The organism is Flavobacterium sp. PLA-1-15 (assembly GCF_049060005.1).
GTDB lineage: Bacteria > Bacteroidota > Bacteroidia > Flavobacteriales > Flavobacteriaceae > Flavobacterium.
The window spans coordinates 1-23,031 of sequence record NZ_JBMGQS010000031.1; the positions used below are offsets into that span (position 1 = coordinate 1).

General features: G+C 37.1%; 28 protein-coding genes. 9 read left to right on the forward strand and 19 right to left on the reverse strand.

Translation table 11 applies throughout. The features are described 5' to 3' along the window. Positions 1 to 310, reverse strand: a 310-nt coding sequence (locus ACI6PS_RS14130; RefSeq protein WP_421013221.1) for a hypothetical protein, incomplete at its 3' end; no start/stop codon positions are given. A gap of 73 nt (positions 311 to 383) precedes the next feature. Next, the gene (locus ACI6PS_RS14135) at positions 384 to 1,229 is read right to left on the reverse strand and encodes a DUF2911 domain-containing protein (RefSeq protein ID WP_421013222.1); all 846 of its coding nucleotides are present in this window, start codon (positions 1,227 to 1,229) and stop codon (positions 384 to 386) included. A 138-nt stretch (positions 1,230 to 1,367) separates the two neighbouring features. Here ACI6PS_RS14135 and ACI6PS_RS14140 point away from each other — a divergent pair, with 138 nt between their 5' ends. Together ACI6PS_RS14140 and ACI6PS_RS14145 are read left to right on the forward strand one after the other, a co-directional pair. Next, positions 1,368 to 1,844 (forward strand): SRPBCC family protein, encoded by a 477-nt coding sequence (locus ACI6PS_RS14140; RefSeq protein WP_421013223.1) that lies wholly within the window; start codon positions 1,368 to 1,370, stop codon positions 1,842 to 1,844. A gap of 3 nt (positions 1,845 to 1,847) precedes the next feature. Then, complete coding sequence (locus ACI6PS_RS14145; RefSeq protein ID WP_421013224.1) at positions 1,848 to 3,134, forward strand: cryptochrome/photolyase family protein; 1,287 nt, start codon at positions 1,848 to 1,850, stop codon at positions 3,132 to 3,134. Here the strand turns inward: ACI6PS_RS14145 and ACI6PS_RS14150 are convergent. Both ACI6PS_RS14150 and ACI6PS_RS14155 read right to left on the reverse strand, forming a co-directional pair. Continuing rightward, the gene (locus ACI6PS_RS14150) at positions 3,131 to 3,796 is read right to left on the reverse strand and encodes an HAD family hydrolase (protein ID WP_421013225.1); all 666 of its coding nucleotides are present in this window, start codon (positions 3,794 to 3,796) and stop codon (positions 3,131 to 3,133) included. The two genes, ACI6PS_RS14145 and ACI6PS_RS14150, sit on opposite strands and share 4 nt — an antisense overlap. A 14-nt stretch (positions 3,797 to 3,810) precedes the next feature. Then, the gene (locus ACI6PS_RS14155) at positions 3,811 to 4,476 is read right to left on the reverse strand and encodes an HAD family hydrolase (RefSeq protein ID WP_421013226.1); all 666 of its coding nucleotides are present in this window, start codon (positions 4,474 to 4,476) and stop codon (positions 3,811 to 3,813) included. Positions 4,477 to 4,820: 344 nt separating this feature from the next. On the opposite strand from ACI6PS_RS14155, the gene ACI6PS_RS14160 reads away from it, so the two are divergent. The 5 genes from ACI6PS_RS14160 (at position 4,821) to ACI6PS_RS14180 (ending at position 7,863) form a co-directional block, all read left to right on the forward strand. Continuing rightward, complete coding sequence (locus tag ACI6PS_RS14160) at positions 4,821 to 5,363, forward strand: RNA polymerase sigma factor (RefSeq protein ID WP_421013227.1); 543 nt, start codon at positions 4,821 to 4,823, stop codon at positions 5,361 to 5,363. Between the two features lie 30 nt (positions 5,364 to 5,393). After that, a complete protein-coding gene (locus ACI6PS_RS14165) occupies positions 5,394 to 5,813 on the forward strand; it encodes a hypothetical protein (protein ID WP_421013228.1) in 420 nt (139 codons plus the stop codon). Further along, positions 5,800 to 6,246, forward strand: a complete 447-nt coding sequence (locus ACI6PS_RS14170; protein ID WP_421013229.1) for a sensor of ECF-type sigma factor — start codon at positions 5,800 to 5,802, stop codon at positions 6,244 to 6,246. Before ACI6PS_RS14165 ends, ACI6PS_RS14170 begins: the two co-directional genes overlap by 14 nt. A gap of 53 nt (positions 6,247 to 6,299) precedes the next feature. Continuing rightward, positions 6,300 to 7,496, forward strand: a complete 1,197-nt coding sequence (locus ACI6PS_RS14175; RefSeq protein WP_421013230.1) for an LETM1-related biofilm-associated protein — start codon at positions 6,300 to 6,302, stop codon at positions 7,494 to 7,496. A gap of 112 nt (positions 7,497 to 7,608) precedes the next feature. Next, positions 7,609 to 7,863, forward strand: a complete 255-nt coding sequence (locus ACI6PS_RS14180) for a hypothetical protein (protein WP_421013231.1) — start codon at positions 7,609 to 7,611, stop codon at positions 7,861 to 7,863. Positions 7,864 to 8,089: 226 nt separating this feature from the next. On the opposite strand, the gene can is transcribed toward ACI6PS_RS14180, so the two are convergent. The 4 genes from can to ACI6PS_RS14200 all read right to left on the reverse strand — a co-directional run bounded on the left by can (position 8,090) and on the right by ACI6PS_RS14200 (position 11,418). After that, the gene (gene can / locus ACI6PS_RS14185) at positions 8,090 to 8,725 is read right to left on the reverse strand and encodes a carbonate dehydratase (protein WP_421013232.1); all 636 of its coding nucleotides are present in this window, start codon (positions 8,723 to 8,725) and stop codon (positions 8,090 to 8,092) included. Between the two features lie 22 nt (positions 8,726 to 8,747). Continuing rightward, a complete protein-coding gene (locus tag ACI6PS_RS14190) occupies positions 8,748 to 10,436 on the reverse strand; it encodes a SulP family inorganic anion transporter (RefSeq protein WP_421013233.1) in 1,689 nt (562 codons plus the stop codon). A gap of 91 nt (positions 10,437 to 10,527) precedes the next feature. After that, positions 10,528 to 10,809 carry a hypothetical protein gene (locus tag ACI6PS_RS14195; protein WP_421013234.1) on the reverse strand — a complete coding sequence of 94 codons (282 nt, stop codon included), beginning with the start codon at positions 10,807 to 10,809 and terminating at the stop codon, positions 10,528 to 10,530. A 129-nt stretch (positions 10,810 to 10,938) separates the two neighbouring features. After that, on the reverse strand, positions 10,939 to 11,418 hold the full coding sequence (locus ACI6PS_RS14200) for a Dps family protein (RefSeq protein ID WP_421013235.1): 480 nt from the start codon (positions 11,416 to 11,418) through the stop codon (positions 10,939 to 10,941). A gap of 104 nt (positions 11,419 to 11,522) precedes the next feature. Between ACI6PS_RS14200 and ACI6PS_RS14205 the strand changes: the two genes are divergently transcribed. Continuing rightward, positions 11,523 to 12,464 (forward strand): LysR substrate-binding domain-containing protein, encoded by a 942-nt coding sequence (locus ACI6PS_RS14205; RefSeq protein WP_421013236.1) that lies wholly within the window; start codon positions 11,523 to 11,525, stop codon positions 12,462 to 12,464. Positions 12,465 to 12,493: 29 nt separating this feature from the next. Here ACI6PS_RS14205 and ACI6PS_RS14210 read toward each other — a convergent pair whose 3' ends face one another. The 4 genes from ACI6PS_RS14210 to ACI6PS_RS14225 all read right to left on the reverse strand — a co-directional run bounded on the left by ACI6PS_RS14210 (position 12,494) and on the right by ACI6PS_RS14225 (position 14,554). Then, positions 12,494 to 12,691, reverse strand: coding sequence for a hypothetical protein (locus ACI6PS_RS14210; protein WP_421013237.1), 198 nt, complete (start codon positions 12,689 to 12,691; stop codon positions 12,494 to 12,496). Between the two features lie 103 nt (positions 12,692 to 12,794). Next, positions 12,795 to 13,457, reverse strand: a complete 663-nt coding sequence (gene mnmD / locus ACI6PS_RS14215) for a tRNA (5-methylaminomethyl-2-thiouridine)(34)-methyltransferase MnmD (protein WP_421013238.1) — start codon at positions 13,455 to 13,457, stop codon at positions 12,795 to 12,797. 9 nt (positions 13,458 to 13,466) lie between these two features. Next, positions 13,467 to 13,925 carry a hypothetical protein gene (locus tag ACI6PS_RS14220; protein WP_421013239.1) on the reverse strand — a complete coding sequence of 153 codons (459 nt, stop codon included), beginning with the start codon at positions 13,923 to 13,925 and terminating at the stop codon, positions 13,467 to 13,469. Beyond that, positions 13,925 to 14,554 (reverse strand): DUF4920 domain-containing protein, encoded by a 630-nt coding sequence (locus ACI6PS_RS14225; RefSeq protein ID WP_421013240.1) that lies wholly within the window; start codon positions 14,552 to 14,554, stop codon positions 13,925 to 13,927. The genes ACI6PS_RS14220 and ACI6PS_RS14225 overlap by 1 nt, the downstream gene beginning before the upstream one ends. A gap of 293 nt (positions 14,555 to 14,847) precedes the next feature. On the opposite strand from ACI6PS_RS14225, the gene ACI6PS_RS14230 reads away from it, so the two are divergent. After that, complete coding sequence (locus ACI6PS_RS14230; protein ID WP_421013241.1) at positions 14,848 to 15,915, forward strand: branched-chain amino acid aminotransferase; 1,068 nt, start codon at positions 14,848 to 14,850, stop codon at positions 15,913 to 15,915. A 41-nt stretch (positions 15,916 to 15,956) separates the two neighbouring features. Here the strand turns inward: ACI6PS_RS14230 and ACI6PS_RS14235 are convergent, their stop codons facing one another. The 7 genes from ACI6PS_RS14235 to ACI6PS_RS14265 all read right to left on the reverse strand — a co-directional run bounded on the left by ACI6PS_RS14235 (position 15,957) and on the right by ACI6PS_RS14265 (position 22,998). After that, entirely contained in the window at positions 15,957 to 16,340 is a 384-nt protein-coding gene (locus tag ACI6PS_RS14235) for a hypothetical protein (protein ID WP_421013242.1), read from the reverse strand. 266 nt (positions 16,341 to 16,606) lie between these two features. After that, on the reverse strand, positions 16,607 to 17,047 hold the full coding sequence (locus tag ACI6PS_RS14240; RefSeq protein WP_421013243.1) for a protease complex subunit PrcB family protein: 441 nt from the start codon (positions 17,045 to 17,047) through the stop codon (positions 16,607 to 16,609). Next, entirely contained in the window at positions 17,044 to 18,180 is a 1,137-nt protein-coding gene (gene bshA, locus ACI6PS_RS14245) for an N-acetyl-alpha-D-glucosaminyl L-malate synthase BshA (protein ID WP_421013244.1), read from the reverse strand. The genes ACI6PS_RS14240 and bshA overlap by 4 nt, the downstream gene beginning before the upstream one ends. 77 nt (positions 18,181 to 18,257) lie before the next feature. Beyond that, the gene (locus ACI6PS_RS14250) at positions 18,258 to 21,149 is read right to left on the reverse strand and encodes a glycoside hydrolase family 3 N-terminal domain-containing protein (RefSeq protein WP_421013245.1); all 2,892 of its coding nucleotides are present in this window, start codon (positions 21,147 to 21,149) and stop codon (positions 18,258 to 18,260) included. A 12-nt stretch (positions 21,150 to 21,161) separates the two neighbouring features. Next, positions 21,162 to 21,644: an ABC transporter ATPase gene (locus tag ACI6PS_RS14255; RefSeq protein ID WP_421013246.1), complete on the reverse strand. Its 483-nt coding sequence runs from the start codon at positions 21,642 to 21,644 to the stop codon at positions 21,162 to 21,164. 39 nt (positions 21,645 to 21,683) lie between these two features. Beyond that, positions 21,684 to 22,475, reverse strand: coding sequence for a (Fe-S)-binding protein (locus ACI6PS_RS14260; protein WP_421013247.1), 792 nt, complete (start codon positions 22,473 to 22,475; stop codon positions 21,684 to 21,686). Between the two features lie 76 nt (positions 22,476 to 22,551). Next, on the reverse strand, positions 22,552 to 22,998 hold the full coding sequence (locus ACI6PS_RS14265; RefSeq protein ID WP_421013248.1) for an LNS2 domain-containing protein: 447 nt from the start codon (positions 22,996 to 22,998) through the stop codon (positions 22,552 to 22,554). Positions 22,999 to 23,031: the final 33 nt, after the last annotated feature.

The following is a 23,031-nucleotide window of genomic DNA, read 5'->3' on the forward strand; positions in this document are numbered from 1 at the left end:
ATGTCGTTTGATTCTCCGCCGAAGTCGTTTGATTCTCCCCGATGTCGTTTGATTCCCTCCCGAAGTCGTTTGATTCCTTCCGATGTCGTTTGATTGCTTCCGATGTCGTTTGATTCTCCGCCGAAGTCGTTTGATTCTCCCCGATGTCGTTTGATTCCCTCCCGAAGTCGTTTGATTCCCTCCCGATGTCGTTTGATTGCTTCCGATGTGTTTGATTCTCCCCCGAAGTCGTTTGATTCCCTCCCGAAGTCGTTTGATTCCCTCCAGAAGTCGTTTGATTCCCTCCCGATGTCGTTTGATTTCCCTCCATACTCCCAAGAAAATTAATTATAAAAAAAAACACCGACATCAAGTCGGTGTTTCAATATATAAAGGAGTAACAATTATTTCTTGCTCCACTCCGCAATGCTCTCCTTGTTCATTTTCACGTAATCAGCATTCTTAGCCACTTCAGCCGCTACCAATGAAGCTTTAGCCGTTTCAATAGCACCTTTCTTGTCACCCAATTTCGCTTGGATCAAGGATTTTTGTCTCAATTGCCAAAAAGGTTTGTCAGCATTCATTTCCAAAGCCTTATTTACATACTCTAAAGCCTTTTTCATATCACCATTTGACTGGTAGAAATAAGTACCCGCAGCATAATAATCATCCTTCGACGGACCATTCAATGCTTTCTCAATGCTAGCCATAGCCGTTTTGTTCGTAGGAACCTCAAACTTCACAGCAATGATGGTTTTTTCCCAAGAAATTTCCAAATGAGCAAAATTGTTATCCAAGTTGTTGATCGCAATAGTAAACGTTTCCACATTTCTGTTCAATGTCTCCGGCTTAACACTAGTTTTCAAAGCAACTTTAGATTCGTCCCAGCTCTCAGGAGTTCCCCAGTTTTGAGTATCGGTATAGAAAAATACTTCCCAGTTATCCGCTTTTGGAGTCGTGAAAATAGCATATTTACCTTTTTTCAAAGTCTTACCATCAATCACAACATCATCACTGAACGTAACCATTGAATTCTGGTTGGCTCCAGTTCTCCACAATTTCCCGAAAGTAACAAGGTCACCAAAAATAGTTCTTCCTTTCGCACTTGGTCGGCTGTAATCGATAGCTACTTCTGTCAATCCTACAGTTTGCGTCACAGATGCTTTAGGACTTGCCTGTGGCGTTTTCACTTGTGCAAATGTTGGAAGGCAAACTAAAAATAGCGTAATCGAAGCTAGTATTTTTTTCATTTTTGATAAATTTTAAGTTGCCTCAAAGATAATATTTCAATAATCCTCTAAATGTTAAAAAAAATATAAAAACAAATAGTTTTGTTTAACCAAAACAGGTATTAAGTTAAACATTATTTATCTTTACAAAAAAATGAAATGAAAGTCTATACGTTGCATTCCAAGCAAAATCTTCCCATAAGTGTTGATGAAGCTTGGGAATTTTTGTCCGCTCCAAAGAACCTGAAAACCATAACGCCAGATTATATGAGTTTCGATATCCTTTCAGGCGGTGACAGGCCAATGTTTCCTGGACAGATTATCCAATACATCGTAACCCCTATCTTGGGCATAAAAACCAAATGGGTAACAGAGATAACTCACGTGGAAGACCGTAAGTATTTTGTAGACGAACAACGCTTCGGACCTTATGCCTTATGGCACCATAAGCATTTCATAAAAGAAATTCCCGGCGGTGTAGAAATGGAAGACATCATCGATTATAAACTTCCGATGGGAATCTTAGGCCAATTTGTCCATCCAATAATTGTAAAGCCAAAATTGGACGAAATCTTCGAATATAGGAGAAAAAAACTAATTGAATTATTTGGCGAATACAGAACACCTACTTTTTAGACTATGAATATATTTTGGTTCCGACGTGATTTACGGATTGACGACAACAAAGGTTTTTTTGAAGCATTGAATTCGGAAAAGGAAGTGCTTCCAATTTTTATTTTTGATAAAAGTATTCTGGATGAACTTCCAAAAGACGATGCTAGAGTTACTTTTATAGCCGATTTATTGGCTAAGATGAATGAGCAACTAACCAAACAAGGAAAATCGCTTGCCGTTTTTTACGGAAAACCATCTGAAATTTTCGAGAAATTGATTCAGGAAAACAAGATTGAAAATGTCTATACCAATCACGATTACGAACCTTACGCAAGAAAACGCGACCTCGAAATCTATCAGATTTTCAAAAAGCATGAAATCGGTTTTAAAACCTATAAAGACCAAGTTATTTTTGAAAAAAGCGAAGTCGTAAAAGAAGACAACGCCCCTTATGTTGTCTATACGCCCTATTCCAAAAAATGGAAACAAAACTTCAAGAAAGAGCACCTAAACAGTTTTAATTCAGAAGATTTAATTAAAAATATTGCTAAACACTCCTACCCTTTTCTAACGTTCAAAGATATTGGCTTTGAAACTTCAAAAATCGAGGTTGCTCCTTTTGATATTTCATCAGCATTGATTTCAAATTACGAAGAAACCCGTAATTTTCCTGCTCTTGCAAAAACTTCCTTACTCGGACCGCATTTAAGATTTGGTGCTGTCAGCATACGGAAAATGGTTAAAAAAGCGCTAGCAGAAAAAAATGAAACTTTTTTAAATGAATTGATCTGGCGTGAATTCTTTATGCAGATTCTATGGCATTTCCCACATACGATACATAAAAGTTTCAGGGAAAAATACGATGCAATTGTTTGGGACAATAATGAAAAACTTTTTCAAAAATGGTGCGAGGGAAAAACAGGCTATCCTTTTGTAGATGCCGGAATGCGGGAATTAAATGTCACCGGACACATGCACAACCGTGTCAGAATGGTCGTTGCAAGCTTTCTATGCAAGCATTTATTGATTGATTGGCGATGGGGCGAAACCTATTTCGCAACCAAACTATTGGACTACGAACAGTCGAGCAATGTCGGCAACTGGCAATGGGCTGCAGGTTCTGGAGTTGACGCGGCTCCCTATTTCAGGATTTTCAATCCGACTGAACAGGTAAAAAAGTTTGACAAGGATTTGAAATACATCAAAAAATGGGTTCCGGAATTGGAAACGCTTCACTATCCGAAACCCATCGTGGATCATAAAGACGCAAGAGAACGTTGCTTGAAAGTTTACAAGGTAGCCGTTGGCTAGCTAAATTCGTTTATTTTTGAAATCTTTTCGAAGTTCAAATCCTTATAATCATAAACAATACTATCTGCCAAGGATTGATCTTGTGAATTGACCTCTTCGCTTTTATAAGCAACACAGAAAATTCCGGCAGCTTTTGCAGCTTTAATTCCGTTAGTACTGTCTTCGATGATGATGCATTCTTGGATTGGCGCTTTTGAATACGAAGCTGCCTTCAAGAAAATCGCGGGATTTGGTTTTGATTCAGGGAAATCATTACCACTGACTTTATGTGTGAAATATTGATTTAAATCAAAGCGTTCAAAAACCTTGTTGATGATTTCCATTTCTGATGAGGAAGCGACAATCAATTGAACGCCATTTTGATACAAATCGATAATCAATTCTTTTACGCCAGGCATCAGATGCAAATCTTCTTTCTTATCGAAAGCATCAATAAATAAGGTGTTTTTGGTTGAAATCAAGTCTTCAACGTTGTGCGAAAGTTGGAACCTATCTTTCAGTTTTTGGTAAATCATCTTATTGGAATTACCTGTAAATGTGGCAAATATATCGTCGGTTACTTCTATGTTTAAATCTTTGAATTGCACTAGGCTTACTTCGTGATGCAATGGTTCGCTGTTGACCAGCACGCCATCCATATCGAAAATTACGGTTTTGACCATTTGGATTCTAGGGTTTAGATTGTTGATTTCAGATTTTTGATTTTTTCGGCTGATAATTCGTTAAAATGATTGATAATCATATCGGCTTTTGATAAATCCTGCAGTTTTGAATGCTCGCTGTTGTAGCCGATGCAGAAAACACCAGCTCCAATTGAAGCTTCGATTCCGTTGGCTGAATCTTCGATTACGATGCATTCGTGTTTTGGTGCTATTGATAATGAAACAGCATGCTCAAAAATGGCAGGGTGTGGTTTTGATTTTGGAAAATCCTCACCGCTGACAATATCTGAAAAATATTGGTGGAGTTTAAATCGCTTGAAAACCCTTTCAATCGTTACTTTTGAAGCCGATGATGCAACGATCAGCTGAATGCCGTTTTGATGCAAATCCTTGATTAAATCTTCAACTCCGTCTAACAGAAACAAATCCTGCTTGCTGTCGAAGGCATCGTTGAAGATGTCCCTTTTTCGTTGGATCAGGTTTTCTACTTCGTGTTCTAGATTGAAGATGTCCTTTACTTTCTGGAAGACATTTCGGGTTGAATTTCCTGTGAAGGTGGCAAACATTTCGTCGGTTACATCGATGTTGAGTTCGCTGAAATGGTTGAAATAGGCATAACGGTGAACGGGTTCGGTGTCGACAATAACGCCGTCCATATCGAAGATTACTGTTTTTATCATTGTAATGTGTTGTTGTACGGGCAAAATTAAGGTTTTTGATGAAAACGGCGGTTGCTTTTGTATGGTTTTAAGGAAAGTTTACAAAAACACAACACCGATTCCTCCTAGCCCTGATACAGGAATTGTCTGAGCTCTTAAAACTGTGACCAACAGTTTTAAAGCGAGTTCCTGTAGCAGGAAAATGAATTTCAAATACAAGACGGCGTTTCGCTCCTGAAAATTATTTTTTAACCATATAGAAACATAGCACCTCATTTTGACTTTAAGACATTTCATTTTAGATAGTTTACATAGTCAGATTAAACCTTTTGACTTATCTTTAGTCAAACTGAAAACGATTTGTTTTGGAGAACGAAAAGGATTTTATCAAGGCTTTGCTGGACCCGAAGACGCAGAATGTTGCGTTTGAACGGCTATTGGCTGATTTTAAGCGTCCGCTTTATTCGCATATCCGGACTATTGTTTTGAATCATGATGATGCGGATGATGTTTTGCAGAATACGTTTGTGAAGGTTTATCAGCATTTGAAGAATTTTAAGGGCGACAGCAAATTGTTTTCGTGGATGTACAGGATTGCAACGAACGAAGCGATTACGTTTATCAATGCGAGGGCGAAACGAAACGGACAAACGAGTGAAGCTTTTCAGCAGAAACAAGTCGAGAACATGCGTGCTGATGAGTACTTTGATGGCGATGCCGTTCAGTTGAAACTTCAACGAGCGATTGCTGAACTTCCTGAAAAGCAACAGCTTGTTTTTAAGATGAAGTATTTTCAGGAAATGAAATATGAGGAGATTTCGGAGATTCTGGGGACTTCGGTCGGTGGATTGAAGGCTTCGTATTTTCATGCAGTGAAAAAAATTGAGGATTTTATGCAGAAGGATTAAACCTTTAGAGCTAATAAACGTCTTATGGATATGAAAGATTTTAAATTGGATAGAGAACCGAAAATTGGCACTGGATTTACTGCTCCAGAAGGCTATTTTGATGATTTCCAAACCAGGATTATGGCGAATTTGCCGGTTCAGGAACCGAAAGTGATTCCGCTTTATGCTCGAAGAAAAACTTGGATGATGAGTGCCGTGGCGGTTTTGATCTTGGCGTTGAGTATCCCGGTTTATAATAATTTGTACAGTACTTCTGAAGAAATTGATGCGGTTTCGATGGAAAACTATTTGGCGTATCAATCTAATATTTCGCAGTATGATTTGATTAATTTGCTCGACAGCGAGGACATTCAGAGCCTTGATGTGGATTTGGCTTTGGAAGACAAAACGATTGAAGATATTTTAACGAACAACAACAACCTTGAAAATTATATTTATGAAAACGAATAAATTTATACTTGCCCTGATGCTCTTGATTTCCTTTTCATTCTATGCTCAAGGACCCAAGAAAGAAAAAGTGAAAGCTTTGAAAGTGGCCTACTTGACCAATAATTTGTCGCTTACGGCTACCGAGGCAGAGAAATTCTGGCCGATTTATAATGCCTATGATGAAAAGCAATTTGAGTTGCGTCATGAGAAAATGAAGATGATTAAAGAGAAACTGGATTCCGAATCGGTTGATAATCTTACAGACAAGCAGGCTTCGGCGATGTTGAGCCAGATTGAAAGCGTTGAAGATGATTTGTATCAAAACCGCAAGAAGTTTATGGCAAGCTTGAAGACCGTTTTGAGTCCGGTAAAGATTTTGAAACTCAAAAAAGCCGAAGACGACTTTAATAAAACTTTGCTGCGACAGTACAAAAACAAAGGCAAAAGAGATTGATTTTGTTGCGAATTTGTCAAAAAAAGAGATAGCTTTGCAGAAAATAATGCGAAATGATTAATGCTTCGGCAAACGGCTGGATCGACAAATTCTTTTCAGAACAGAAACCTGTTCAGCTTCCCGTTGTTGGCTACTCTGATTTATTTTACAAGCAAATTAGGGCTACTGGTTTTGTTTATGGCCACGTAGTTTCGTTTGATACCACTATTCCTATCGACTCTAAAGGCTGGACATCTGAAGAGATTTCCAAAGTGGCCTTGCTAAACACCCTTTACAGTGTTTTCGGGATGGTAACCCACGAAAGCAATCCAAAACTTTTTGTTGAAAAGGCGGTTGCGTTTTATAAAGAAATGCATCCGGAAGGCTTTAATCTGTTCAAGAAAGTGCTTCCCGGGAGTACGCCTTCGGTAGAACTGGAGAAGATGATTGGTGAGCGTGTGCAAACGAATGACAACATCATCAGTAAGAACTTTTCGCATATATTAACCAATGCCCTACTTTTTGAAGATGTTTTGGCTTTTCGCCAATACCTGATCAACGGGAACATTCCGCATAACTATCTGAAGAAATTGGAGGAAGCCATTGTCAGTATCGTTTCGCTGGCTTTGAAAACCAAGAACCACCCCTCGAAATACGACGAATTGCTGATCAAGCTTTTCGAGAGTTCTGTGCGTTTCACGAAGTTCTCAAAAGTGAACGTTCAAAATTTGGAGACGTTGGAACTGGATTATTTTGAAAATGATCTGGAGAAATACTACCTCATTGATATGGCAGGAATGGCTTTGTGGAACGATGAAAACATGGAGAAGAACGAGGCTTCCTTCTTATATCAATTGGCAGATTTGATGGGAGTTTCCACAGATTTCGTATCGGAAAGTATTGCAACTACCGACGCTTTTATCACCACCAATAAAAAACAAATTCCTTATTTTAACTACTCGAATCCTGTGAAGCATTTCTACGATCAGGCGACGCAGACGGTCGTGGTTTTGATTACGAGGAACAAGCAAAGACTGCAGAAAGAGATTTCGCAGAATGGTGAGCTGATGAAGCTTTTGCTGAGTTCGACCACGCGGGATTTGGAGGAAAAGGAAAAGAAAAAGGTGAAGAAGCAATTGCTGGAAATTTGCAAAACCGTGCCTTCTTTGACGATTTTTCTTTTGCCTGGCGGGAGTTTGCTCTTGCCTATCTTGATAAAATTTATACCCAAGATGCTACCTTCAGCATTTAATGAAAACTTGGAGGAGTAGCGCTATACTCCTACTTTATTTAGGTTTGAAGAAAACAATCTAGCAGGATTATGTAAGTGGCCCTTGACTGCGTTTGAGGTGATCCCTGCAGAATGAAATATGCCGATGTTTTTTGGAAAACCGCCGACCTTTTGGAGAAACCGCCGATGTTTTTAGAAGAACCGCCGATGTTTTTTGGAAAACCGCCGACCTTTTGGAGAAACCGCCGATGTTTTTGGACGACCGCCGATGTTTTAGGAGAAACAGCCGACCTTTTTGGGCGACCGCCGATATTTTTAGAAGAACCGCCGATGTTTTTTGGAAAACCACCGATGTTTTTGGACGACCGCCGATGTTTTTTGGAAAACCGCCGATGGTTTATGGTTGACGTTCTGTGGGGCGTTTCCAAGGAGCGGATAGATTCCTTCTAGCCCCGATGGTGCTATTGTTTGAGCTCTTGGGCCTGCCTTTAGAGCAGGCCCAAAGCGAGTAGCACCAGCGGGAACATGGATTATTTTGTGTAGGGTGTTTCGCTCCTGAAAACTTTTATTGTTGTAAAAAAAATACCCCAAACAATTGCTTGCTTGGGGTTTTGTATTTTGAGGTGAACTCGCTTAGAATTGCAGTTGGTATACTTCGTCCAAATCGTTGTTTGAAGAGAGGTTTACTTCCAGATCCTTTACGATTCCTGAGTCTAGACCGTAGACCCATCCGTGTAGGCTAAGGTCCTGCCCGTTTCTCCAAGCGCCTTGAACGATTGAGGTTTTGGCCAAATCGAGTACCTGCTCTTTTACGTTTACTTCCACGAAAGTGTCGAATCTTTCTTTTTCATCTACGATTGAGTCTAGGAAAGTTTTGTGGTGACGGTATCCGTCCTTGATGTGGCGGATCCAGTTGTCGATTAGTCCGATAGAGTCGTTGCCCATTGCGGCTTTCACTCCTCCACAACCGTAGTGTCCGCACACGATTACGTGTTTTACTTTCAGGACGTTTACGGCATAATCGAGTACGCTTAGCATGTTCATGTCTGAGTGGACAACCATGTTGGCAATGTTACGGTGAACGAATACTTCTCCTGGCTGTGCTCCGATTACTTCGTTTGCTGGGACACGGCTGTCTGAACATCCGATCCATAGAAGTGGTGGTGATTGTCCGTGTGATAGTTTTTCGAAATATTGTGGATCTTGGCTGATTTTTGATTCAACCCATTTCTTGTTTCCGTCTAGTATTTTTTTATAAAAATCGCTCATTTTGATTATTTTTTATTGTTGTTTATTGCTCTTTATTATCTGTATTTCTTTTTTCTTCTAGTATGGCTATGCAGGCGTTGTAGTCCTGTTTTGCTTGCTTTCTGATTTGTGCTTCTTCGAATGTTTCGAAGAATACGTGGTTGTTTTCGTCGTTGATGTCATCGAGTTCGTAGGCTTTCTTGAAACCTTTGAGCTTTACTTTGATGTTTTCTTCGGTGGCTCTGATGGTGGCGAATTCTTGTATTAGATCCAGTACATCATGGGCAATATAGACCGTATCTGAGGCATTGATGACTACTTTTGAGTTTTCTGGTATTTCGGCCAAGGTAGTTTTGATGGCGGCCTTGTTCAGGAACGAAACTTCTTGGGCAAGATCAATTCGGATGACATCTCCGTCTTCGAATTTTTCTTTTCGGAAACGGTAGGCTCTTTTCAAGTTTCCTCTCAAGATAAAGACGATGCTGATGATGATACCTAGGGCTACTCCTTTTAGCAGATCCAAAAAGACTACGGCAAGAAGTGTTGCTATGAAAGGTACGAATTGGTATTTCCCTTTGTGCCAGAAGTGCATGATGATGGACGGCTTGGCCAATTTATATCCTACCATTAAAAGTACGGCTGCCAATGTGGCCAACGGAATTTTATTAAGGAGGAACGGGATTGACAAAACGCTTATCAATAAAAGGATACCGTGGATGATGGCAGACATCTTGGATTTTGCTCCTGCATTGTTGTTGGCAGATGTTCTCACGACAACGGATGTCATTGGCAATCCTCCAAGTAGCGCGCTTAGCATGTTCCCTACTCCTTGTGCTTTTAATTCAACATTGGTATCGGTATATCTTTTTTGGGCATCCATTCTGTCGGCGGCTTCGATACACAATAGTGTTTCGATGGAAGCTACGATTGCGATTGTAGCACCTACAATCCAAACCTTAGTGTTGGCAAATCCTGTAAAATCTGGTAGGACGATGATGTTTTTGAAATCTTCTAGACTTGATGGTACTGGAAGGGAAACCAAATGCTCTTTTGATATTGCTAACGAACTGCCAGAAGCGATGAAGAATTCATTGAGCAGAATCCCGACAATTACCGCCACTAACGCACCTGGAACCAGCTTTAATCTCTTTAGGAAACTCAATTTGTCCCAAGAAATTAATATGGCCAACGATATAAGGGTGATGATTACAGAACCAATCTGGATATAATCTAAAGCTCCAACTATTGCTGAAAAGGTGTTGTTTCCGTCGGCCTGCACAAAACTCTGATCGCCTTCAAAATCGGCATCATAACCGATAGCGTGTGGAATTTGCTTTAGGATGATGATGATTCCGATACCGGCAAGCATCCCTTCGATAACATTGGTCGGGAAGTAATTAGAGATACTACCTGCTTTGATGAATCCGAGGATTAACTGTAATATACCAGCAATTAATACTGCTGTAAGGAAAATATTGAAGGCTCCAAGATCTGTAATTGCTGTTAATACAATAGCTGTTAAACCCGCTGCAGGTCCGGAAACACTTAAATGTGATTTACTCAAGAAACCCACTACAACTCCCCCAATTATACCAGCGATAATACCTGATAAAGGTGGCGCCCCAGAAGCCAATGCAATACCTAAACATAGTGGAAGTGCCACCAAAAAAACCACTAAACCAGATGCAAAATCGGATTTGAGGTTGGCAAAAAGATTAATTTTTTTTGTCATAATACCTAACTAAAATTGAATACATAGATTTTAACCTCATTATGAAACAAGGTTTGTAAATTCAAACTAAAATTTGAATCTAAAAAATGTATTAAACGTTAGGAGGTGGCGAAAATATGGAAGCCGAAACGTTGTCGTGCTTCATTAAATTTTCTGAAATGATGATACTTGAAGTGTGTTTTGAAATCTTAAACAGGTCGATAGAATGGAATACAATTTCTGCTTTGATTTCCTTTAATTCTTTATGAATTTCTTCTTCCGACATACTATAAAAAATAGAGGTATCGCATTTGTGCTTGATCATACCAACAATCGTTGGAGTGGCCAAGAATGAGATAAACACTATTAATAATAATCGAACTGCTAGTTTCATGTGGGCAAAAATAACAGGAAACACCTCTACTTAAAAATGAAAAGAGGTAATTTAATTAAATTTTAACAACAAAAACAAAAGCCAGAATTAAATGCATAATTCTGGCTATTTTGTGTTAATTTATTGCGATTATAAGCTTTCTTCCAGCCATGCTCGCATCATCCAAATTGTTTTTTCCTGTTCGGCAATGAAGTCGCTCATCATGGAATTTGTTCCTTCGTCGTTAATTTCATCCGTTTTGTTTAAGATTTCTCTTTCGATTTTTAATAGATCTGAAAGTGAATTTACAATCAGGTGAACTGCTTTTTCATCGTTTGAAATGTTTTTACCGACAGTCAATTTATTATGCTTGATATAATCTTCAAAAGTGTGAAGTGGTGTTCCTCCTATTGTCAGTACCCTTTCGGCAATCAAATCTATTTTTAATTGAGCGTCGTTGTATAATTCTTCGAACTTAACGTGAAGATCAAAGAAACGCTTTCCGCGGATATTCCAATGGATTCCTCTTAGATTTTGATAATATACTTGAAAATTGGATAACAGGACATTCAAATCTGCAACTACTTCTTGTGATTCCTTTACAGGCAATCCTAAAATATTGGTTTTCATAAAAATTATTTTTGTGATTTTGTTTTATAAAGTTACGAAAAAAGGAAGGCTCGAACTATAATAAAAAGCTATTGTTTTCTTAAATTTGCATCAAACAATCTATAATGACAATCACCCAACTACAATATGTTCTTGCTGTTGCAGAACACAAAAATTTTACTCTTGCCGCTGAAAAATGTTTTGTTACACAGCCTACCTTGAGTATGCAAATCCAAAAGATTGAAGAAGAGCTAAGTATTCAAATCTTTGACCGAACAAAAAAGCCTATTCAACTCACAGATATTGGACAGAAAATAGTAAATCAGGCGAAGAATATCGTTATTGAAGCCGATAGAATCAAAGACATTGTAGAACAGCAAAAAGGTTTTATTGGTGGTGAATTCAGATTGGGAATCATTCCCACTATTATGCCTACATTACTGCCTATGTTCTTGAGTAATTTTATCAAGAAATATCCAAAAGTAAAGCTGATTATTGAGGAATTGAATACGGATGAGATCATTACCAAATTGAAAAATGGCCATCTGGATGCCGCCATTGCCTCCACCCCATTGATGGAAGAAAAGCTGAAAGAAATTGTACTTTATTTCGAGCCTTTTGTAGCGTATATTCCCGATAATCACAGAATGGCTCAGAAAGAGGAAATTCAGATTTCTGATTTGAATATTGAAGAAATATTGTTGCTGCAAGACGGACATTGCTTTCGTGATGGAATCCTGAACCTCTGCAAAAGTAATGGTGCTGGAAGTGGAAACTCTTTTCAACTAGAGAGCGGCAGCTTTGAAACCTTGATAAAATTAGCCGATGAAGGTTTAGGAACCACGCTTCTTCCTTATTTGCATACGCTTGATTTGAATGAAAAAGATAAAGGGAAGTTGCATCATTTTGTTGAACCAAAACCAGCAAGGGAAGTAAGTTTGATTTTTCCGAAAACAGAACTCAAAATTCAAATTATTGATGCCTTGAGAAGTACGATTGCAGGAGTCGTAAAAGGTGCGATCGTTTTCCAGAATGTACAAATCGTAAGTCCGTTACATAAGAAATAAAAAAAGGAGCTGTTTAGGCTCCTTTAGTTTTATTGATTTAGTAATAATTGGCAATGTTGCAATTCAGGCTTTTCCTGTGTGTACTGAAACAGCCAATCTGTTAATTGTTCTATTTCATAAGGCAATAGTATCTTCAATGCTTTTTCTACTTCCTTACAAAAAAGTAATGGATCAAAACTCACTCTTTCGAGTATCGTTTTAGTGTAACTAAACATAGTTTTTTTCATAAAATGAATTTACCTATTTTGTATTTTGTTTTACCAAATTTAGAAAATAAATCAATAGCTTCGAAAACGTTTTAGTTAATAAAAACTATCTTTTTTGTTAAAACTATTTTTTGTAGGCTCTGAACATTTCACGCTTGCCGGGAGGGCCTTCTAATTTCTCTACGGTGAAGCCTACTTCAATCATGCTTCTCTTGACAGAACCTCTTGCGGCGTAAGTAACCAAATAGCTGTCGTGCTTCAAGGCGTTGAACATCTTTTGGAAGATTTCTGTAGTCCATAATTCTGGCTGTACCCTAAACCCGAATGCATCAAAATAGATTAAATCAAATTGCTCAACATCAGTTATTTCATTAAAGAATTGCTTTCTTTTTGTCAAGGAAAAGTTATCAGAAATTTTAACATTTGTATTCCATTCTGATTCGTGCATATTTTGAAAAACTACTGCCTTATTTTCTACATCTAATTCCGAGACATAATTCATCTGGGCTACTTCTTCAAACGATACGGGATAAGCCTCTACTCCAACATAATGTATCTGTTGATTTCTTTTCTCTGTTTCTAAATAAGTTATGAATGCATTCAATCCGGTTCCGAAACCTATTTCCAAAATGGAAACGGACTTCCCATTGAATAAGGAAAGTCCGTTTTTTATGAATACATGTTTTGCTTCTTGTATAGCTCCGTGTTTGGAATGATAATTTTCGTTCCAATCCGGCAAATGGATGGTTGTGGAACCATCGGAAGTTTGAATAATCTCTCTTTTCATTTGAATAAATTATTCGATGTATAATTTTTTAATTCTTGGAATTGGTCCGCCACACTTGACTTGATGGCATTTCAAACAGACATCGACACCTGTATTGAAATGTTCTTTGGCATTTTTTGGATCTTCATAAATCATCTGCTGTGCTTTGATGAAATTCTTTGCTTGTTCCTTAAAAAAAGCATCGTTTTCTTGTTCATCGGTCATTACAGCTTTGTGAATCTTTAGGAAATGATTCGGAAACTTCCCGATTGTGTCTCCATTTTTGATTCTTTCCTTCAAACGCTGATTATCCACATACATCTGCTCCATCAAAAGCGACATTTCGGACATTTCATACATTTCAAACTTTTTGTCTTCCTTTTTTTCAGAAGGTTTTTCTACAGAATCATTAATTGTTTCCGTTTTTTCAACCTTCTTATCGCAAGATACCAGGATGATGAAGAAAATAAATACTAAGAATCTATCCATTATTTTTCGATTAAAACACCGTCAGCTTGGAATGCATAAGTGATTTTTGGTTCTGTAATTTTGGCAATTTCCTCTTCAGACTTACCACCGTCTTTTGCATAGTGTTTCAATTCATCAACCGTAATTACATCCAAATAAGCTCTTCCGGTAACGATTGCATTTGAATTATCTGCATTCAACGGAACGAAAAATCCATAATCTTTGAAACGAACGAATGATTCTTTTTCATTAGCCAAATCCATTGACATCCAGCAACCTTTTTTCTTGCAAACGTCTTTGATTTTTGATTTGAATTGAACTGCCAAAGTATCGCCCTTTTTCATAGACTTATATTTCTTTAGCATTTCCTCTTTCGTTAAAGCTTTATTTTCTTTGAATTTACTTCCGAAAGATGCATATTCCATTTTTGCTTCTTTGGTTTCAACTTTTACTTCCTTAATATCTTCCTCGTTAATTTTTTCCTCTTTCACTTCCGGTACAACCGTTTCAATAGTAGCTAAAGTGTCTTTTGAAGCAATTGTATCAGCAGGAGTTTCTGTTTTGATTTCATCAATTTCTACTTCTTCTGATTTATTTTTACAACTAATCAATACAGATAATGAACAAATTAAAATAAATATTTTTTTCATTTTTATATTTTTAATGATTCTACATAATGAAGTTACAAAAATAAGAGTTTATTGGAACTTTAAGCTATTCTATTATCAAATTTCAATTATTCTTATTGATTTTATATTTTTTTAAGCGGTAATCAATCAAATTAGAAAAAGTATCAAATTATTTCTTAGTGGCTCACGATTCATATCATTTTTTACTAATTTAGCCAAAATATAAAATTAATCCTATTCATCTTTTTATTTTTATTGTAAATAATTTAATATCATTAAGTTACCAATAAAAATCAAAATAAATACTACAATAAATGAGTTCAAAAACTGCTCACGAAATCGATATAGTTAAGGTTCCCGTTTCTAAGATTGATACCGTTGATTTTGACAGTTTAACTTTCGGAACAACCTTTACAGACCACATGTTTGTATGCGATTTTAGAGAAGGTAAATGGCAAAAAGCCGAGATAAAGCCCTATGCTCCTTTCCTATTGGATCCTTCTGCAAAAGTGTTTCATTATGGTCAGGCCATTTTTGAAGGCATGAAGGCTTACAAAGATGATAATGATGATGTTTGGCTTTTCAGGCCTGAAGAAAATTTCGAGCGATTCAACAAATCGGCGAAAAGAATGGCAATGCCTGAAGTCGACGAAGAAATATTCATGAGCGGACTTCACCGATTGATTGATTTAGAAAGAGAATGGGTCAAAAAAGGACTTGGAAATACTTTGTATATCCGACCGTTCATGATTGCGATTGGTTCAGGAGTAATCGCGGCACCTTCTACACAATACCGCTTTATGATTATACTTTCTCCTGCTAAATCTTATTATTCGGGAGAAGTAAAAGTAATCATCGCCGAGCATTACAGCCGTGCGGCAAATGGAGGAATTGGCGCTGCAAAAGCGGCTGGGAATTATTCAGCTCAGTTTTATCCAACCAAATTAGCGAATGAAAAAGGCTTCCAGCAAATTATTTGGACCGATGACGCAACGCATACAAAACTTGAAGAAGCCGGAACCATGAATGTTTTCTTCAGAATCAATGATACCTTATATACGGCTCCAACAAGCGAAAGGATTTTGGATGGTGTAACCCGAAAAAGCTTGATAGATCTTGCAAAAAGAGATGGAATAGCGGTTGATGTTCGTCCTGTTCTTGTTGAAGAAATAATTGAAGCAGCGAATAATGGTTCTTTGAAAGAAATTTTTGGAGCTGGAACTGCAGCTGTGGTAAATCCTATCGTTGGATTCTCTTATCAGGACACTTACTATGAATTACCAAAATTAGAAAATTCTTTGGCTTTGCAATTGAAAGACAAGCTAACGAAAATTCAATACAAACTAGCTGAAGATACTTTTGGCTGGACAGTAAAAATATAGTTAAAACGAAAAAGCTCGAAAATAAATTTCGAGCTTTTTTTTTATTTTAAAATTTCTGCAAAATTGGGTTTGAAATAATTAGGCCCTTTCATTACCTTTCCGTCTTCTCTGTAAATTGGATTTCCGTCCTCGCCCAACTTACTCATATTACTGCGTTGGATTTCATCGAAAACTTCTTCAATCTTATGTTGAAGTCCATGCTCGATAATAGTACCGCATAAGATATAGAGCATGTCTCCCAAAGCATCAGCAATTTCAACAATATCCTTATTTTGAACGGCTTCTAGATACTCTTCATTTTCTTCCTTCATCAAATTATAACGAAGAATATTTTTAGCTTCTCCCAAATCTGCTTTTGGATTTTCGCTAAAACCTACCCTGAATGCTTCATGAAAATCTTTTACTGAATTTAATTGTTTTTGCATTTTATATTTAGTTAAATGATTAATGCAAAATAATAACTTCTGACAATTAATACCTACTTTTGCATGAAATTTTTAAGCATTATGTTCAGTCAAGGTCAACTATATTTCGCGGTTTTTTTTGTTGTAATCTTTATCATCGCAATGATTTATTCTTATCGAAAAGATCTTAAACTCCATAGAAAATTCTACAAAGGAAGCTACTTTATACTTCTTGGTTTTTTTGTTTTTATTGGTTTCCTGTTTTTTATAAAAGGATATCTAAAACATTAATTGAAAACTATTTCCTTAGTGGAATTGATTTTAGCAATACAGTAAGGATTTGTCATTGCCATAGTTGCATTTTCTCCTGGTTTTGGACTTGTTTTTTGTACTTCCACCGAAATCTTGCCATCCTTTTCTGTAACATTCTTAATCGTGATGGCATGCCCTCCCGAATTTTTTTGTCCTAAAAACAGAGCTACTACTCTCTGATTTTTAAAATCAATTTTAGGAACATCTTCATTGTTTATGGACTGATACAACGCTTTCAACGAAGCTTCATCCTTAATGACTTCATAACTCGCTTCCTCTTTTCCTTGGTATTGTGATTCGGCCAATACTTCAAACATCTGTTGCTTTAATTTGTCATTACCTTCAGCGACTGCCGCTTTTTTACAGTTACAAGAAATGAGCAACGTGATCACTGGAATAATTAATAACTTTTTCATACAGTTTGTTTTTCTAAAGCCTTTTCATACAAGGCTTCGTATAGTGGTAAAATATTTTTAATATCAAATTGTTTTGCGATCGATAACGCATTATTCTTGAACTCTGCTAAAACAGCATCATCTTTTAAAATCTTAAGAGCATTTTCGGCCATTTCATCTGTTTTGCCAACGTCACTCAAATAACCAGATATACCATCAAAATTCACTTCTGGCAAACCACCCGAATTACTTGAAATGACTGGGATTCCCCATGCCATAGCTTCCAAAGCGGCCAAACCAAAACTTTCTGTTTCTGATGGTAAAAGGAATAGATCGGTATAGCTTAAGATTCGATCAATTTCGTTACTGTTTCCAAAGAAGATAACTTTGTCTAAAATTCCTAATTCGGCACACAATCGTTCGGCTTTTTCTTTTTCGGGACCATCACCCACCATCATCAACTTTGCTGGAATTTCTTGCTGGATCTTATAAAATATCTTTACAATATCCGGAATACGTTTTACTTTTCTGAAATTACTGATGTGTGTAATTATCCTTTCATCGGACTTCGCCATTACCGAACGACGACAAGGAATACTCGCATCATTCAAATTTTTATCCAATTCAATAAAATTGGGGATTACAGTAATGTCTTTCTTTATATTGAAAAGTTTCATCGTATCGTCTTTCAAACTTTGAGATACGGAGGTCACAATATCTGATTTATTGATGCTAAACGTTACGGCTGGCTTATAGAATGGATGGTTTCCTACCAAAGTAATATCAGTACCGTGAAGCGTTGTTACCATCGGGATATCAATTCCTTCGTCCTTCAACATTTGCTTCGCCATGTAACCTGCATAAGCATGCGGAATAGCATAATGAACGTGCAACAATTCAATCTTATACAATTTCACCATATCGACCAACTTGCTTGACAAGGCCAATTCATACGGTTGATAATGAAACAAAGGATATTCTGGAACGTTAACCTCGTGGTAATGAACATTTGGATTCAGTAGCGCCAAACGAACGGGCTGGCTGTAAGTAATAAAGTGTATTTCGTGGCCTCTTCGGGCTAATTCTAGACCTAATTCTGTGGCAACCACACCACTACCTCCGAAGGTTGGATAACAAACAATTGCTATTTTCATTTTTGTTTTTTAGTCTAACAAAATTAACGAAAATAGCAATTGGCAGTGGTGGTATTTAGATGAAATTAACTTTATGTTTATTTCTTGATGGCCTCGTAAATCACCTTTTGGATGTCTTCTCTTATGTTTTCTTTTGATAAGGTATTCGGTTTGTTCGAATCCGGAAAAGTTCTGTTGGAAAGAAATATATAAACCAATTCTTGGTCAGGGTCGGCCCAAGCGATTGTTCCTGTGAAACCTGTATGCCCAAAGCTTGATGCAGAAGCGCAACCACATGTTGGTCCAGAAGTTCCTGGAAGTTGTTGCTTGTCGAACCCTAGACCTCTCCTATTTCCTTCAGCACAAAAATGACAAGTGTTGAAGGTATTAAAAGTAGTTTCTGAGAAATATTCTTTTCCGGCATATTTCCCTTTTTGAAGATACATCTGCATGATCTTGGCAACATCCATGGCATTGGAGAAAATTCCTGCGTGACCTGCCACTCCACCTTCCATCGAAGCTTCCATATCGTGTACAAAACCTTGAATGTTTTGATACCTGAAATACGTGTCAATTTCTGTTGGAGGAATTCTGTCTTTCGCAAATTTCTGCAAAGGATTATACGAAGTATTGTTCATTCCCAAAGGTTTGAAAAAATGATTGTAACTCAAAATATCCAAAGATTGATGCGTAGCATTTTCCAAATACTCTTTTAAAATGATAAACGTAAAATCGCTGTATTTGTATTCTTTTTTTGGTAATAATTTACTTTTTGCGATCGCATGCATGATGGTATCATTATAATCATTTCTGATGAAAAGACTATCGGCAACTTGAATTGAGAATTGTGAATCCGGTAATTTTCTGTAATAGTTCTCGCTTGGTTTTTGGTCCTTATCCAAGGTCTCTTTATAAAAAGGAACCCAAGCTTGCAATCTTGCCTGATGTGAAAGCAAATCTTTAAAGGTGATGTTTTTCTTATCCGAATCATTAAAAAGAGGCAATATCTTACCCAATTTTGTATCCAATTCTACCTTATTCTTATCATACAATTGCATCACATTTGGCAAAGTTGAAATCATTTTTGTGATAGAAGCAACGTCATAAATATCATCATTTTTAACTTTCGTCACTTTATCATACGTATGAAATCCAAAAGATTTCTGATAGATTACCTTACCTTTTCTGGCGACCAAAATTTGAGCTCCGGGAGTCATTTTAGCATCAATTGCTTTTTCTGCAATCTTGTCAATTTTAGATAAAATAGTCGAATTTACACCCACATTTTCAGGAGCTGTAAATCCAAGAACATCCAATTTTTGAGTCTTTAAACCATCATTCACTTTAAACGAATTATTAATCGAAACTGGCAATTTTCCTTTAGATTCGAAAGCTCCAAAAATCAACTGACCAGAAACAATTTGCGATACGTCGGTATTCTGATAGGAAACAATTAATCCTTCTATATTCGAAAAATTAGTAATTGGTAAAAGTGAATATGGTTTTGCAAAAACATCCACAATTACCTTCTTATGTTTTGCAATTGAATCCAACCTTGCCAATTCTTCTGCTTTGAAATCGTGTTTTTTCCAAGCACCATCTGCCTTGTGAAATCCGACAATTACTTTAGAATAATCTTTAAGTTTAATCAGTAAGCTATCAATATTTGGATCCGAAACTTCGGTTACTTCGGTGTATTGTTTTAAGGTTGTAAGAAAAGAGGAATTTCCATCGTCGCCTAATTTTACATAGGCAATCTTTTCGTTTTCAATATCCTTTATAGGCAAAATGGATTCATCATTTTTCAATACGGTAATTGCATTTTCATACAATTCATATTGAAAAGCCGTATTTTCAATTGGATTTACATCATTAGAAAGACTTTTCGTGTCGATAGGTTTGTACTTATCCAAACCAGCCTTGTACTTGAACTGAAGAATTTTCTTTACAGAATGTGCCAATCGTTCCTCCGATAGAATCGTATCCTGATAAGCCACACAGATTTTTTCTAGAGCCACCGGAACATTTTCAGCAAAAAGCAAAACATCATTTCCTGCCAATAAAGCTTCCAAATCAATTTCTCCCGCTTGTTTGAAGTTGCTTGCTCCTTTCATATTCAAGGCATCCGTAAAAATCAAACCTTCAAAACCAAGCTGTTTTTGAAGAATATTGGTAACGATATTATAGGAAATTGATGAAGGATAATTTTCCCTAGGTTCCAAAGCAGGAACATCCAGATGTGCAACCATAACAGAAGCCAAGCCTTCCTTAAAAAGCTTTTTATAAGGATAGAATTCTACATCATCAATTCGCTCTTTGGTGAAATTAATTACTGGTAAAGTATGATGCGAATCCGTTTCGGTAGCTCCGTGTCCTGGAAAATGTTTTCCAGTTGCAAAAACGCCTTCACGCTGAACGCCTTTCATTAAAGCCAATGCTTTTTCAGTTACATTGAATTTATCTTCCCCGAAAGACCTGTTTCCGATAATAGGATTTAAAGGATTTGTATTAATGTCCAAAACGGGAGCAAAATTAAAATGGATGCCCATTCTCTTACTCTGTTTTCCGTATTCTTCGCCAACTTTTTCAATCAACTTATTGTTTTGGATGGCTCCCAAGGTCATGTTCCAAGGAAAACGATTTACAGAATCCAAACGCATTGCCAATCCCCATTCGGCATCAATACCAATAAACATTGGGAGTTTTGATTTCGCTTGAAATTGATTCGTTAGTTTAGCCTGACGGTAAGGACCGCCTTGAAAGAAGATCAATCCTCCAATCTTATAATTCGTAATCAGTTTTTCGATGGCATTCGTGTGAACTGTATCCTTATTGGAATAAGCGGCAACCATAAAAAGTTGGCCAACGCGTTCATCAAAAGACATCTGGTTGTAAACGCTGTCCACCCAAACGGATTGTTCGGTTCTGCGGTTTTTTTGCGCAAGCGAAATTTGACTAATAAATACAAGTACGAGGATGAAATATTTCATGGGGAAATGATTTTAGAAAAAACGACTGTGCCAGCTGTCTCTTGCCGGAACTTCCCACGATTCGTTGTATTCTGCGATATTGTTTACCAGGTTATTAAAAACAATTGTGTTGCCTGTAACAGCCTTATCTTTGGCCATTTTCTTGAAATCAATCAAAGGTTTGTGGGCAACATGTTCTCCTAATTTGAACGTAACATTCATCTTGTCCAATAAATCCACCTCGTATTTTTTTTCCAAACTCTGGATAAAAGCAACCGAAGAATCTATGGAACATCCCGTAGCGGCTTGCGCTTCTTGATTGACCGCCAAAATAATGAAACGGTTGTATTTCAATTGAAATGAAGCTTCAAGACCAGTTCCGTGGGCTGCCCAATTTTCAACGAAAACTTGCAGATCCTTTTCGATTTCTGCAAACTCTTCGTCAGTGAATTTTCTATTGGATTGATAAATCCAAATTCTGGATTCTTCTGGCAAATTTTCGAATGGAACGTACATTTGATTTTAGATTTATGATTTTAGAATTCAGATTTGAGATTACAAATCCTGTGCATTTGCAATTAATTCGGCTACATCCATTACTTTGATTTCGCCTTCTTTTTCTTTGTTTTTTACACCATCGGTAAGCATTGTATTGCAAAATGGACAACCTGCAGCAATTACCTGAGGTTGCGTTTCCAAAGCATCTTCAGTTCTTTCGATGAAGACTTCTTTATTACCAGGCTCTGCATCCTTAAACATTTGAGCACCACCTGCACCACAGCATAAACCATTTGCTTTGGAGCGTTTCATCTCTACCAATTCAGCATCTAATTTCTGGATTAATTCTCTTGGTGCTTCATAAACGTTATTAGCTCTTCCGAGATAACAAGGGTCGTGAAAAGTAATTCTTTTTCCCTTGAATTGTCCGCCTTCAATGGTCAATCTTCCGTCGTCCAACAACGATTTTAAGAATTGTGTGTGATGAACAACTTCATATTTTCCACCTAATTCCGGATATTCATTTTTTAATGTGTTGAAACAATGTGGACAAGCAGTAACGATCTTTTTTGCTTCATAGGCATTTAGAACTTCAATGTTCATCATAGCCTGCATTTGAAACAAAAACTCATTTCCTGCTCTTTTTGCAGGATCGCCTGTACAGCTTTCCTCGGTTCCTAAAACTGCAAAAGAAACATTCGCACGATTTAGAATCCGAACGAATGCTTTGGTTATTTTTTTTGCCCTATCATCGAAACTTCCTGCGCAACCCACCCAGAACAATACTTCTGGCTGTTTTCCTTCGGCAAGCATTTCGGCCATTGTTGGCACATTTAAAATCTCTGACATATACTAATGTTTATTTGGTGATTCGGGTATTTGTTAATTTGTTTCGAATAAACAAAAGATCAAATAAACGAATCAACTATTCGTGGTGTTCGTCATCAAAAACTTGAATCGTAACTTCTTTATCTACTAAATCAGTAAATTTTCCTCTGTAGCGAGTTGCCTTTACCAAATGATTATCAATCCAGTGATAATTTCCTCCGCGTGGTTTTCCGAAAAGGATTCCGTGGTATTTAAAACCGTGTTTCTTCAACCAAATTTCGGTATATTCTCTGTGGGCTTCGGTTCTTGAAGTGAAAAAGAAGATGATATGACCTTCATCATACCATTTATTTAAGGTGATCAATGCATCCGGATACAATTCAGCCGTAAGCATTCTTTCTGGTTCTTCGTTTGGAATATCATCACAAACGGTTCCATCAATATCAATTAAATAATTTTTTACTCCTTGAGGTAAAACTGGACTGATTGTATGTCCGTTTTCAGTGGCTGTAACCAGTTGCTTGTCTAAATCTTCAGTTTTCATTTTCGTTTTGTTTCTAATTTATTTTTGATTTGA

Excerpts from the sequence above, each read along its gene's own strand:
- ACI6PS_RS14135 (WP_421013222.1), bottom strand. The coding sequence starts at position 1,229 with ATGAAAAAAATACTAGCTTCGATTACGCTATTTTTAGTTTGCCTTCCA.
- ACI6PS_RS14140 (WP_421013223.1), top strand. The coding sequence starts at position 1,368 with ATGAAAGTCTATACGTTGCATTCCAAGCAAAATCTTCCCATAAGTGTT.
- ACI6PS_RS14145 (WP_421013224.1), top strand. The coding sequence starts at position 1,848 with ATGAATATATTTTGGTTCCGACGTGATTTACGGATTGACGACAACAAA.
- ACI6PS_RS14150 (WP_421013225.1), bottom strand. The coding sequence starts at position 3,796 with ATGGTCAAAACCGTAATTTTCGATATGGATGGCGTGCTGGTCAACAGC.
- ACI6PS_RS14155 (WP_421013226.1), bottom strand. The coding sequence starts at position 4,476 with ATGATAAAAACAGTAATCTTCGATATGGACGGCGTTATTGTCGACACC.
- ACI6PS_RS14165 (WP_421013228.1), top strand. The coding sequence starts at position 5,394 with ATGAAAGATTTTAAATTGGATAGAGAACCGAAAATTGGCACTGGATTT.
- ACI6PS_RS14170 (WP_421013229.1), top strand. The coding sequence starts at position 5,800 with ATGAAAACGAATAAATTTATACTTGCCCTGATGCTCTTGATTTCCTTT.
- ACI6PS_RS14175 (WP_421013230.1), top strand. The coding sequence starts at position 6,300 with ATGATTAATGCTTCGGCAAACGGCTGGATCGACAAATTCTTTTCAGAA.
- can (WP_421013232.1), bottom strand. The coding sequence starts at position 8,725 with ATGAGCGATTTTTATAAAAAAATACTAGACGGAAACAAGAAATGGGTT.
- ACI6PS_RS14190 (WP_421013233.1), bottom strand. The coding sequence starts at position 10,436 with ATGACAAAAAAAATTAATCTTTTTGCCAACCTCAAATCCGATTTTGCA.
- ACI6PS_RS14195 (WP_421013234.1), bottom strand. The coding sequence starts at position 10,809 with ATGAAACTAGCAGTTCGATTATTATTAATAGTGTTTATCTCATTCTTG.
- ACI6PS_RS14200 (WP_421013235.1), bottom strand. The coding sequence starts at position 11,418 with ATGAAAACCAATATTTTAGGATTGCCTGTAAAGGAATCACAAGAAGTA.
- ACI6PS_RS14205 (WP_421013236.1), top strand. The coding sequence starts at position 11,523 with ATGACAATCACCCAACTACAATATGTTCTTGCTGTTGCAGAACACAAA.
- ACI6PS_RS14210 (WP_421013237.1), bottom strand. The coding sequence starts at position 12,691 with ATGAAAAAAACTATGTTTAGTTACACTAAAACGATACTCGAAAGAGTG.
- mnmD (WP_421013238.1), bottom strand. The coding sequence starts at position 13,457 with ATGAAAAGAGAGATTATTCAAACTTCCGATGGTTCCACAACCATCCAT.
- ACI6PS_RS14220 (WP_421013239.1), bottom strand. The coding sequence starts at position 13,925 with ATGGATAGATTCTTAGTATTTATTTTCTTCATCATCCTGGTATCTTGC.
- ACI6PS_RS14225 (WP_421013240.1), bottom strand. The coding sequence starts at position 14,554 with ATGAAAAAAATATTTATTTTAATTTGTTCATTATCTGTATTGATTAGT.
- ACI6PS_RS14230 (WP_421013241.1), top strand. The coding sequence starts at position 14,848 with ATGAGTTCAAAAACTGCTCACGAAATCGATATAGTTAAGGTTCCCGTT.
- ACI6PS_RS14235 (WP_421013242.1), bottom strand. The coding sequence starts at position 16,340 with ATGCAAAAACAATTAAATTCAGTAAAAGATTTTCATGAAGCATTCAGG.
- ACI6PS_RS14240 (WP_421013243.1), bottom strand. The coding sequence starts at position 17,047 with ATGAAAAAGTTATTAATTATTCCAGTGATCACGTTGCTCATTTCTTGT.
- bshA (WP_421013244.1), bottom strand. The coding sequence starts at position 18,180 with ATGAAAATAGCAATTGTTTGTTATCCAACCTTCGGAGGTAGTGGTGTG.
- ACI6PS_RS14250 (WP_421013245.1), bottom strand. The coding sequence starts at position 21,149 with ATGAAATATTTCATCCTCGTACTTGTATTTATTAGTCAAATTTCGCTT.
- ACI6PS_RS14255 (WP_421013246.1), bottom strand. The coding sequence starts at position 21,644 with ATGTACGTTCCATTCGAAAATTTGCCAGAAGAATCCAGAATTTGGATT.
- ACI6PS_RS14260 (WP_421013247.1), bottom strand. The coding sequence starts at position 22,475 with ATGTCAGAGATTTTAAATGTGCCAACAATGGCCGAAATGCTTGCCGAA.
- ACI6PS_RS14265 (WP_421013248.1), bottom strand. The coding sequence starts at position 22,998 with ATGAAAACTGAAGATTTAGACAAGCAACTGGTTACAGCCACTGAAAAC.